This window comes from Paenibacillus sp. XY044, assembly GCF_002257645.1.
Classification (GTDB): Bacteria; Bacillota; Bacilli; order Paenibacillales; family Paenibacillaceae; genus Paenibacillus_AQ.
In genome coordinates, this window is sequence record NZ_NQMO01000011.1 from 185,134 (window position 1) to 197,322 (window position 12,189).

At 57.5% G+C, this 12,189-nt stretch carries 7 protein-coding genes; 1 reads left to right on the forward strand and 6 read right to left on the reverse strand.

Features of this window, described 5'->3' with window-relative positions:
• Nucleotides 1-7: 7 nt before the first annotated feature.
• The 4 genes from CJP46_RS31485 to CJP46_RS31500 form a co-directional block, all read right to left on the reverse strand.
• Complete coding sequence (locus CJP46_RS31485; RefSeq protein WP_094599585.1) at nt 8-3,139, reverse strand: beta-galactosidase; 3,132 nt, start codon at nt 3,137-3,139, stop codon at nt 8-10.
• The gene (locus CJP46_RS31490) at nt 3,136-4,455 is read right to left on the reverse strand and encodes a glycoside hydrolase family 125 protein (RefSeq protein ID WP_094599586.1); all 1,320 of its coding nucleotides are present in this window, start codon (nt 4,453-4,455) and stop codon (nt 3,136-3,138) included. Before CJP46_RS31490 ends, CJP46_RS31485 begins: the two co-directional genes overlap by 4 nt.
• Before the next feature lie 183 nt (nt 4,456-4,638).
• Complete coding sequence (locus CJP46_RS31495; RefSeq protein WP_094599587.1) at nt 4,639-5,925, reverse strand: alpha-L-fucosidase; 1,287 nt, start codon at nt 5,923-5,925, stop codon at nt 4,639-4,641.
• A gap of 44 nt (nt 5,926-5,969) precedes the next feature.
• On the reverse strand, nt 5,970-7,358 hold the full coding sequence (locus CJP46_RS31500) for an alpha-L-fucosidase (RefSeq protein ID WP_094599588.1): 1,389 nt from the start codon (nt 7,356-7,358) through the stop codon (nt 5,970-5,972).
• 186 nt (nt 7,359-7,544) lie between these two features.
• Between CJP46_RS31500 and CJP46_RS31505 the strand changes: the two genes are divergently transcribed.
• Nucleotides 7,545-9,845, forward strand: coding sequence for a helix-turn-helix domain-containing protein (locus CJP46_RS31505; RefSeq protein WP_094599589.1), 2,301 nt, complete (start codon nt 7,545-7,547; stop codon nt 9,843-9,845).
• A 111-nt stretch (nt 9,846-9,956) separates the two neighbouring features.
• Here the strand turns inward: CJP46_RS31505 and CJP46_RS31510 are convergent, their stop codons facing one another.
• Complete coding sequence (locus CJP46_RS31510) at nt 9,957-11,564, reverse strand: type 2 periplasmic-binding domain-containing protein (RefSeq protein ID WP_094599590.1); 1,608 nt, start codon at nt 11,562-11,564, stop codon at nt 9,957-9,959.
• A 49-nt stretch (nt 11,565-11,613) separates the two neighbouring features.
• Nucleotides 11,614-12,189: carbohydrate ABC transporter permease (locus tag CJP46_RS31515; RefSeq protein ID WP_143813062.1), on the reverse strand; the 576-nt coding region annotated here is incomplete at its 5' end.

Genomic DNA, 12,189 nt, shown 5'->3' on the forward strand with positions numbered 1-12,189 from the left:
CTTCCTCCTAGCTTTTCTTGACTTGAACCTCATGAGGGCGGTATACCGCCTGAATTTGTCCTTCTGCATCGGCCGCGAACAGCACCGACCGCTCCTGCTCCAGCACAAACGCATAGACTGCCCCGGTATCGTTATCCCGCACTTCAATCTGGGCATCCCACGCATATTCCGATACGAAAATATACAAAAAGCCTTCTGAAAACCGCAGTCTGCGCCCGTAAATCCCCGGATTGTCCCCGCCCTGCAGCCATGTCAGGCCGCTGGCGCATCCGGACGCCTCCACCGCGTAGCGGTACAGCTCGGCCGTGGTTTCAATCCGTTCGTTCAGCTCAACCGGCAGCGGGCTCCAGATCAATCTTCCCGCGCCCAGCGGGATGTCGACCACCACGTCGCCGGCAGGTGTCCCGGATCCGGCATGGCTATCGCCTGACGCCAGGACCTCCTTGTTCACCTCGGCGATCCGCCGCTTGCCGAAAGAAACCGGCAGCCGCTTGCCCTGAAGGCTCAGCGTCTCTTCGCGTCGCACGTTGCGGATCTCCGTGTCGCCGAGCAGATCGGCCGCCCGCTTCGTCGTCCGCCAGTAAGCATCGATCGAAAGCGGCCCGGTCACGAGCAGAACCGCTCCCGTGGTTCTGGCGATCTCAAGCAGCCTCGCCCACGCTCCGTCCTCGATATTGTGCGGGCTTGGAAGCAGGATCAGCTTGGCCGGGTATTCAACCAGCGGTTCCAGATCGTACTCGGACACCGCCCGCAGCGGCAGCTTCAGCTGATAGGACAGCACGCGTGTCATCAGGCGGGTCGCCTCGTTCGCGAACTTCCGGTTGGAAAAATCGTTCGAGTACGGGAACACCGCCGCGATATCCTCCAGTTCGCGATCCCGGAACAGGTCGCGGATACCGGCCATAAACCGGCCGAACTCGTACGAGACGTCCGCCTCCGGCTTCTCGGTGCCGTCCGCCCGCAGGGCGCCGATATGCGATTCGTTCGCATTATCCATATAAAAATTCGTGTTCCAGATCCAATGGATCGCCCCGGCACCGCCCGTCGAGAACGAGTAAGCGTACTTACGCTCCAGCATGCTGCGCAGTTCCCGCTCGCTCCGCTTGGCCAGCCCTTCGGCCGTCTCGACATACATGATCCCTGTCTCCTGAACGACGTTCGGCTTGTCGGCCGTCTTGGTAAAAATCCCGTCCCAGACCAGATCGTCATTCTGCCACCACGAATGCACCGTCGTATAGTCGGCCGCCTCGCGGTAGAAAAACGGCGACGGACGCTGCGAGCCGAGCGCCTCGTCCTGGCCGACGGTGACCAGCTGATCCGGACACAGCGCCTTGATCGTGTCATACAACCGCTGGGCCCAGCGGTTGTGCATGTCCATGGAGAACAAGCAGTAATCCAGCCAGCGTGTTCCCTTCTTGCCCGAATGCATGTCCTGCACGTCGAAATTGATCTCCTGCGGCTCCGGAATGGCGACGGCCGCAAAGCTCGGCAGCTGCTCCGGCGTCATATTCCACCGTTCCTGCAGCAGCTCGACTTGGGTGTGGCGCCGTTCCAGCCACTCCGCAAAGGCCGCCCGTTCAAAGCGGTCATGCGAGGAGCGCGGCCCGGCCGAGAAAATACGCGCCGGGTCAAACATCGACGGCTCATTGATCAGGTCCCAGTCCACGTTCGTCGTGTGCCGGTGGCGGGAGACGATGGAGCGGATGTACCGCTTCTGGGCCTCCACGCTCTGCGGGTCCAGATAAGGATTGACCCCTTCCCACGTCTCCGGCGTGAAGGAGAAGAAGGTGAACGTGACGTGAAGCCCGTGCTTCTTCGCCGTCAGGATAAAGGCGTCGATCGCCCGCAGCACTTCCTCCGAGGCGTGGCCGTCCACCTGCATAATATTGCGGTACGCGGTCCACACCCCGGTGCGGATCCAGTTGATGCCGGCCGCTGCCATCTGGGCCATATCCCGGTCCCACACATCGCTGTTCGGCAGAAACAGGAACTTCCGGGCCACATCGGACGCCATGTACGTCATGCCGACGATCGGCAGCGGCCGGCCGTCCTTGACGAAATAGTCCCGCCCACGGGTCAGCAGGCTTCCTTCCTGAAGCAGCTGCGCATCATGCCCCCAGAAGCCCTGGCGCAGCACCCGTATCTCGCCGTCTTCCGACGAAGCGGTGCATTCCACCCGGTACAGCCCGGCGCGAAGCGCAAGCGGCACGGAAATCCGGACGAAGTCCAGCTCGCCCGAAACGCCCGTCGTGAACCGATGCTCCCACTTCTGGTCCCCTTCGTCCTCCTCCACGGTAATGGCGAACGTCCACCGTTCAGCATCGCGGCCCGCGGCATGGGCCGGGAAAATCCGCTGCGTTTGCAGCGTCAAGACGGCATGCTCACCCGGCTCGTAGGAGGCGTAGTTGGTCTTAAGCGATAGTTCGGTGACCGGACGTGAAGCATACTGGGCCCAGGTGCGCAGCGCTTCGGCTCCGCCCTGACTCCAGAACGCAGAGGGGAGCTGCACGTTCACGAACAGCCAGCGTGAACCGGCATAATCACCGCGCGAGTTCTCCCACAGCACCACCGGGGCGGCTACCTCGCGCCCGTCCGCTGATACTCCTGTCAGCAGCGCATGTACCTGCGTGCTCATCGTACCCGCAGATCCCATCTGTTGCGGCAGATCGGCGTTCCGCGTCGTGTGCGGCACCAGGTTCAGCGTGTCGCTGATGCCAATTAGCTGCTCCTGTCCGGCCAGAAGCGGGATCTGCTCCGAAGCCCGCACGCTTGCCACCGGTCCGGCGTCCACACGCAGCATTTCATGAATGTACAGCTCCCGGTGGTAAGCGGTCTGCTCCGCCTCCGCCTTCCAGGCCCCTTCCTCAAGCCGGACCGGCCGGCGGAACGGCGCCCCGCCGACGCTGACGAGCCCGCCGCCGCGTCTTAAAAACGAAGCAATGTCCGCCCATGCGTCTTTCGGAAAATACGGCGCATGCAGGTTCACGAAGCATCCGCTTTCAGCCGTCCGCAGCGCGTCGGCAAGCCCCTTCGCGTCGACCAGAGTGCCGATCCGCCGCAGCTCATCAAGCTGCGCGGCCGGAGGAAGCGATGCGCCCGGAAACGAGGAGTCGCAGAAAATGATGACCGGCCGGATCATAGAATCCCTTCTTTCATCGCTTGATAGACCAGCTGCGAGAAGAGGCTGTTCGACCAGGCAAACCACGATCTCGTATACACGGCAGGATCGTCGGCAAGGAATCCCTCATGCATAAAGCCCGTTTCCGCGTCCGTCGCCTCCAGCGTCGCGATCATTTCCAGCTTTTCTTCCTTCGTCACCGCCGTCACTCCCTGCATGGACAAGGCCATATGCCACACATAGCCTTCCGGCGTATGCGGACTGCCGATGCCCTTCGCCGCCCGGCCTTCGAAGTAGAACGGATTGGCCTTAGACAGCGCAAAACGTCTCGTGTTCTGATAGATCGGATCATCCGCGGCAACGTAGCCCAGATAAGGAATGGACAGGAGTCCGGGAGTACCCGCGTCGTCCATCAGGCAGTAGTTGCCGAATCCGTCGGTTTCATAAGCGTAAATCGGTCCGAATTCCGGATGGCGGTAGATGCCATAGAGCTGGATGCCGTGATGGATGTCTTCCTCAAGCGCCTTTAGCTCCTGCAGGAAGCCCGTGTCGCGGAACACCCATTCGGCGAACTCCTGCATATGCCGCAGCGCAACCACGGCGAACATGTTGCCCGGAATGTTGTAATGAAAATCGCACGCGTCGTCGCTGGAGCGGAAGCCGGACCAGACCATTCCCGTATAGTTCACCGGCATGCCGAGCCCTCCGTTGGCCAGCGTATCCTGCCGGATGCCGTTACTGCGGATAAAACGGTACGGCGACTGTTCCATATGACGCTGCTCGGTCCGGAACAGCTCGTAAATGATCCGCATCGCCGATTTGAAGCCGGCGTCGAAAATGTCCGTCAGCCCGGTTTCCTTCCAGTATGCATAGGCGAGCCGCATGGAGAAGCACAAGGAGTCGATCTCGAACTTGCGCTCCCACACCCAAGGACCCATATCGGTCACATCGGCTTTGTTCCAGTGCCAATCGTTCGCCGACTCGTTGAACGCGTTCGCGTACGGATCGATATGTATGTACTGAATGTGCCGCTTGATCAGACCGCCGAGAATCCGCTGCAATGCGGCATCCTCCTTAGCGAAGGGCACGTAGTGCATGACCTGCTCCACGGAATCGCGAAGCCAGGACGCGGGAATATCCCCGGTAATGACAAAGGTGGTACCGTCATCCATCAATTTTGTTGTCGTTTCCAGTGTATTGGGAAAACAGTTCTTAAACAGCTGCAGCAGCTTGGGACGGTGCGCCAGCTTCTCTTCCGCTTCCGTCAGCACGTTCTGAATGGAAGCCGGAAGTTCCATCTGCGGCATTTTGATTTGAGGTAACCTGAATTGTTCCATTCGTGATCTCCTTTTGTATGACATGGTCGTATGCTCCGGGCTATTAATCTTTGGTTGAGCGGGCCGGGCCATCATCACCTTAGGCCACCGACAACTCCGCTTACCCGAAGAGGGGGAGGCCCCGCCGCAAAAAGTGCAAGGCGTTCCTCCCCGTGATCATCATCCGCTTTTCGCGTCCATCGGTCAGTTATGGGTTACGACGGCGCCGGACCCGCCGTACATTTCCAGCTCTTCGTCGAACTCCAGCTTCAGCACCGTTACCTGCTCATGGGTGTCTTCCGGGGTCATGTGAATCCATGTCGTTCCCGGAATGTTGAACCACGGAACCCCGCCGTGAATTTCATGCGAGAGCTCTTTGCCCGAGTGAAGCACGGTGATCTTCTTGATCGGATTACACAGCCCCTTGAGGCAGATGTTTTCCTTCGGATCGTCGTACACGAACAGGTACAGCGTCTTGCGGTCTGTAGACACCGTGCTGCCCCCCAGGTAATAACGGGTCATGATGCCTTCCTCCGTACCGAATACCGCCTCTTCGTGGGTACGGATCCAATCGCCCAATCCGAGCAAAATATCTTCCTGCCGCTTGTCGATCGTGCCGTCTTCCCGCGGTCCGATATCGAGCAGCATGTTGCCGCCCATCGAAATGCAGTCGCAGAACATGCGGATGACCTGGTTCAGCGACTTGTATTTGTTATCCGTTGGCACGTAGCCCCAGGACGTGTTGATCGTCGTACAGAACTCCCACGGCCCCTCGGGTCTCGTGATCGGAATGCCCTGCTCCGGCGTTTTGTAATCGCCATGGCCTTGCAGACGGGAATTGATAATGACGTCCGGATTCAGCGTGTGCAAATACTCCTTAAAGGCCGGCAGATTCCACTGCTGGGCGCTGCGCTCCCAGTCCCCGTCGAACCAGAGCAGATCGACCTTGCCGTAATTCGTCATAATTTCTCGCAGCTGGTTGTTGTTAAACTCGAGGAACCACTGCCAGCGCTCTTCGTCCTGAACTCCGTCCGGAGGACTGGAGAAGCGGTTGGCCGCACTCAGATCCTCCGGCACCCTGCCGCCTTCATAGACGCTCGGATAGTCGGGGTGGGACCAGTCGATCAGGGAATAGTACATGCCGAGATGGATCCCGCGCTTCTGAATCGCCTCTGCGTATTCCTTGACGATGTCCCGCTTGGCCGGCGTTTTCTGAATGACATTCAGGTCACTGTGCTTCGTGTCCCAGAGCGCCACCCCGTCATGGTGCTTCGTCGTCAGTACCGCGTATTTGGCGCCGGACTTTTCGATCAAGTCGGCCCACGCTTCGGCATCGAATTTCGACGCCGTAAATCCGTCCAGCTGCTTCATGTATTGTTCATAAGGTATTTGCCCGTTGTAAAATGACCAGGATTCAGCCACTCCGTCGACGGCATATATGCCATAGTGGATAAAAATCCCCAGCTTAGCGTTTTCAAACCATGGTTGCATATCGGTCGCACCTTTCGCGTTTTATTCGAATGGGTATATGTGTTTTAGCGAATGCGGAAAACGTGGGCGATCGGCGCCAGCCCCTCGCGTTCCTTCTCCGGAAGGCGGATGGCAATGCCGTCATCCGTGCGCCGGAATTCCAGATTGTCCGGTCCGCCGACGAGATCGATCCGGCTGAACGGCTGCTGCAGCGGCAGGTGCAGCTCAGCTGGAACCGCTTCGTGCTCATCCCGGTACAGATAAAAGGCGTAGGTCGTATCCCCTTTTTGGGTGAACTGCGTCTGACCTACAGAGTAAGGTTCACAAATGCGCGTCCCGTAAATGGCTTCGCCGTGAACATTCAGCCATGCGCCCATGCCCTTGATGCGGGAGATGGCTGTTTTGGAGATGCGTCCGTCGGGCTGCGGCCCCACATTCAGCGCCAGGTTGCCGCCTTTGGCGACGATTTCGACCAGCAGGTGGATCAGCTGCCGAACCGTCTTGTAGTCGTCCTCATAGCGGAAGGAGAATGCCGAACCCATCGTAATGCAGCTCTCCCAAGGCACGCGAAGCGCGCTTTCGGGCAGCGTCTGTTCCGGGGTGATTAGGTTCTCGTAAGGTCCTCCCACCGTGCGGTCCGCCGACAGCAGCCAAGGCTGAATTTTCCGCGCCCGCTCGACCACTTCGCCCAGACGGATGTTCTGGTCCCGGTAATCGTTGACCCAGCCGGCATCCAGCCACAGCACGTCGATCTTTCCGTAATTCGTCATGAGCTCCATGATCTGTTCATGCGTGAACTCGACGAACTGCTCCCACAACCAAGGATATTCCTTCGGATCATAAGTCGGCCCGCGGGAAGTCGTTGTTCCCGGCTTCATCCCGGGCGCCCAGTAATACGGAGTGTGCCAGTCTGCTTTCGAGAAATAAGCGGAGATACCCAGCCCCTTTTCCCGGAATGCATTGAACAGCTGCTTCGTAATATCTGCATATTTATGCGTATGGAACGGGCAATCCGGTCCGGTAACACGGTAGTCGGTCGTCTTCGTATCCCACATGCAGAACCCGTCATGATGCTTGGTCGTAAAGTTCAAATATTTAAAGCCGTTCTCGGCGGCCAGATCGGCCCACAGTTCCGGCTGAAAACGCAGCGGATTGAACGTCTTGTTCAAGTCAAAATACTCCCGCTTCAGCTCCTCTGCATCGATGTCCCAGTCAATTTCATTTCTGGACCATTCCTCATCCACGTCGCTCAGCGCCCAGGATTCAACTAATCCGAGCTGGGAATACGGCCCCCAGTGCATCATAAGGCCAAGTTTCTGGTCTTTGAACCATTCCAGACGCTCCAGCAGCAGCGGGTCCTCGGGTTTCACCCAATGCTCTTCACTGCTGTAATTATGGACGCCTTCAACGACCACAGATTCCTGTTCTTCCTGGATCGGCTTGATTTCGCTCATCGTACACCCTCCGATTATCAAAATTTTTAAAATGGATTGAGATGCCTGCCGTTAACCCGTACGGCCATACTAACAAAATTCACCATATTTCGACTTTATTCGCTTTACTCTCTATGTCCAAAAGTCCAAATTGTTGGTATCATGGAACATAATCAGATGCATTACGGTTAACGGGAGGCAGAATTGTTGAAGAAAAATTACTTCAAGTCCAAGCTGTTTATGAAATATATCTGGTCCTACTTGTTTATCTTGTTGATTCCCTTGATCCTCATGACGATCTTTATTTATGAAAACGCTGTGAGCAACCTCCGCTCCGAAATCGAGCACTCCCGGCTGGATCAGCTGACCCAGACCAAGGTCATCATCGACGGACGCATGAAGGAGCTTAGTGAAATCGCCTCCCGCGTCTCCTACGACGAGAGACTGACGAAATACCGGGTCCATGACCCGCTCACGAGCGGGGACGCGATCCAGGCACTGGATCAGTACAAGGCAACCAGTTCGATCATCGGCGAAATTTTCCTCTATTTTCATAAGGATGAGAAAATCTATTCCAGCAACGGCCTGTACAATCTTGATGTATTCGCCAAAAAGTTCAGCTTCCAGAATTGGGACAAGACCCGGATGCTGGATGATCTCAATGAATCCCAATATCCAGCGATGCGTCCCGCCGATACGGTCAGCAACGCTTCCGGTTTAAAAGAAACGATGCTCGCCTACCTGATTCCGATTACGCCCAACAGTCCGACACCGCACGGAACGGTCATGTACCTGATCCGGGAATCCGAGCTTACCAGCCTGATCGATTCCATTCTCGGCAGCTATCAGGGACTGACGTATATTCTCGACAATGAAGGCCGCATTCTGGTGGACAACCGTCAAGGCGAAGCGCTCACCGGAAGCGAGGCCAAGTCGCTGATCAATCTGTCCCCGGGCATCCACGAACGGATCATTAACGGCAAGGCGCATTCCATCGTCTCCGTCAAATCGGAAAATAATGGCTGGACCTACGTTACCGCCATGCCGAGTTCGCAATTTTTCAGCAGCGTTCTGCACGTGCGGAGTTTTATCATCCTGCTGTTCATCATTGTCGTCCTTGTGGGCGCGGCCATCGCGCTGCTCCTTGCCCGTATGCAGTACCAGCCGATCTCGATGCTCGTGGAGTTTGCCTCCAGCAACTCCCCGGCCAAGCGGCCCCAGAGCGGTACGGCGCCGTCCGGCAACGAGCTGGACCGGATCCGCACCGCGCTGCAGGAATACAGCTCGCGGATCGATTTGCAGGAACCGTTCGCCCGCAACCACTTCCTGTCGATGCTGCTGAAATACGGCAGCGCCCAGAGCCTGTCGCCGGAGCTGCGGGAGGCGTTCGACCTTCATTTTGACCGGTCGCGGTACTTTGTGATGGTCATCGGTTCGGAACCGGCAGGACAGGAGAAAAGCGACCGGCAGGACCACACCGAAATGATCCGGCTGCTGACCCAGATCGAGTTCCCTGAGCTGACTGCTCTCGGCTATGGCGTAGAGCTTCCGCAGCTGGACCAGCTGGGGCTCATCATCTGCTACGATCCGGAGGAAGGCGCCGAGGAGTTCATGCCGATGCACCAGATCGTCGAGGCGGTCCGCAGCTGCCTGCTCGAATCCTTCGACGTCATCCCGATGATCGGCGTCGGCACCAGTTACCCGAGCCCGGACCAACTGAACCAGTCCTTTATCGAAGCCTGCTCGGCTTTCGAGCTGCGGGCGACCACCGGCCAAGGCAGCGTCACGTATTTCGAAAAGCTGTCCTATACGCCTGACCATACGGCTTGGATACCGAACAACACGCTGATGAAGCTGTCCCAGAGCTTGAAGCAGGGCAGCTACGACGTTGCCGCCCAAATTATTTCCTCGTCGGTGCAGGAGCTGCACGCAGCTGAGGTATCGGCGATGCTGATGCGATGCGTTTGCTTCGACCTGCTCAACACGATCCTGAAAACCGCGTCCGAGCTCGGTATCCACAGCGTACTGCAGGACGTGCCCCCGGGCATGGTGTACAGCAGCTCGCTCGACGAAGTCGAACGCGGCCTGCTCAGCCTGTCTTCCCGGATCTGCAGCCAGGTCGAGCGGAATAACCAGAAGGAAGAGCAGTCGATGATCGACCGGATCGTCGCTTACATCGACGGGCATTACACCGATCATACGCTAAGCCTGGAGAGCGTCGCTTTTGAATTCGACATTTCGCCGTCCCATGTCAGCCGCTCGTTCAAGGAAAAGATGGGCCTGAACTTCATTCAGTACGTCTGGCAGAAGCGCCTTGAAGAGGTGATTCATCAGCTGCGGACGACCAGCGATCCCCTCAAGGACATCATTCTGCGGGTCGGCTACCAGGACACTCCGAACTTCACGCGGAAGTTCAAGAAGGAGACCGGCTACACGCCGGGGCAGTACCGGAAGCTGTTTTCCGAGACTGGCCAGCCTCCCGCTTCACCCGATCCGGACGAAGAATGAGGCTGTGCCTCTTCCCGCTTCTTCTTAAAGCAATAGCCAACTCCCCTGCCGCTTGCGTCGGCAGGGCGATGTTGGCTATTTGCTTTTGTATGTGCGGGTAAACCAAACCGGTTACTTGCCCGTGTTCCAGCGGTCGTAAGCGCCCTGGTACAGCTCGGCGATCCGGTCGCCTCCCATTTTTTTGATTTGCGCGACGTATTTGTCCCAGTTCGCGAGCGGCTCCTGGCCGGTCACGAACTTCGCTTCCATCTGCTGAACATAAGTGTTCAGGTCGGACAGCAGCGCCGTCGCTTCCGTCTGCTCTTCATTGGTCAAATAGACGTTCGGGAACGGCGTTTTGCCGATCGGCGTCAGCTTCTCCTCGTTTTCCTTGTCGATGAATCGGTCGAAGTCGCTCTTCAGCCCTTTGGTCAATTCCGCGGAATTCATGCCCGGTGCGAGAATGCCGTAGTTCGGGGTCAAAGTGCCGCGGTATTCCTCACGGTCGCCGCCGCCCGGAACCGGAAGCCATTCTTTCTCATGGGTTTCTTTATCTTTGTATTTCCACAACGTATTCTCCGGTCCTTGACTGAACAGCGTCGCGCCGTCATAGCTGTACTGGTAATCGATCCAGCGCATCGTCGCTTCCGGATTCGAGTCCTTGCTCGTGATCGCAAACGTGCCGTTGGCCGAAATGCCCGGATGCTTGCCGTAGACCGGCGTTCCCGGAATTTCGCTCGCGACCGGCGTCATGAGCGGGTTATCCGAGCTTGGCTCGCCGCCCAGTGTGAAATAAGGGTAGTAGTCGTTAAACAGGCCGATCTGGTTGTTTTGCCCCTTGGCCTTCTTCTGATCCGGCGTCTGCGAGAACGTCTCGTGGTCCAGCAAGTCTTCCTTCCACAATTTGTTCATGAAGGTCAGATAACCCTTATATCCCTCTTCCTGCGGCGTATAGTGCACCTTGCCGTCCTTGTCGGCGTAGATCACTTCGTCATAAATGCCCCAGAAGCCGAGGAAATACATGCGCAGGTCGTCCAGCTTCACCGAAGTCAGCGGGATTTCGTCCTTCTTGCCGTTCCCGTTCGGATCTTCGTCCTTAAAGCGTTTCAGCAGCGTGTACAGCTCGTCGGTCGACTTCGGCAGCTCGGTCACGTTCAGCGCTTTCAGGAACTTGCCGTTATACCACATCGGGCTGCGGTACCACACCGCCGACAGATCGACGTTCGGAAGAGCGTAGATATGCCCGTCAGGCGTCGTAAACGACTTGCGGATATCCGGATGCTCGTCGAAAATTTTCTTGATGTTCGGGGCGTAGCCTTCGTCGATGTATTTTTCGAGCGGAATCAGGACGCCCTGGCTGCCGTATGTCACCTGCTCCGCCGGTTTCAAGTCCGCCGCATAGAATACGTCCGGCAAATCGCCGCTCGCGAATACGAGGTTCTTCTTCGTCTCAAAACTGTCGATCGGCGAAAGCTGGTATTCCAAATGGATGCCCGTCAATTTCTCCATCTCTTGCAGCACGGGCATTTTGTTCCAGTCGGCCACGCCCGCATCCTGGGACATCACTTTCAGCGTGAGCGGCTTGTCCACGATCGGAAAACCTTCTTTTTTAACCCCTTCAGCCGCAGATCCGGCAGCCGAGGAGGAATCCCCGTCGCCATTTGCGCCGCAGGCCGCGAGCAGGCTGGCGGATACGGTGAGGCAGAGCAGAATGGATGACGCCTTGCGAAGCTTTCTCATATTTATAAACTCCCCTTTTTGACTTGTTGTCGATTCTAAGAAGGCAGGATCAGCCCTTTACGGAACCAATCATAACACCTTGCACGAAATAACGCTGCAAGAACGGGTAAATCGCAATGACCGGAATGGTGGCGACGATGATGACCGCATACTTCACCAGGGCGGCGATCTCCGCCTTGTTGTTCATCGCGGCCGCCGTGGAGGCGTCGATCGCTCCTCCGCCCTGTGCGGCCATCTCCTGCAGCACCAGAATCTGGCGCAGCACCAGCTGCAGCGGGTATTTCGCCGAGTCGTTCAGGTAAATGAGCGCCGAGAAGTAGCTGTTCCAGTTGCCCACCCCGTAGAACAGGGCCATGACGGCGATGATCGGCATCGACAGCGGCAGGATGATCTTCAGGAACAGCCGCATGTTCGTACATCCGTCAATCTGCGCCGCTTCCTGCAGCTCCTTCGGAATCGAGCTCTGGAAAAACGTCCGCGAGACGATAATGTTCCAGATCGATGCGGCCGACGGAATGACGATCGCCCACATCGTGTTGACCATGCCCAGCTGCTTGATCAAGAGGTACGTCGGCACCAGGCCGCCGCCGAAGAACATCGTGACCATGAACATGCCCATAAAGAA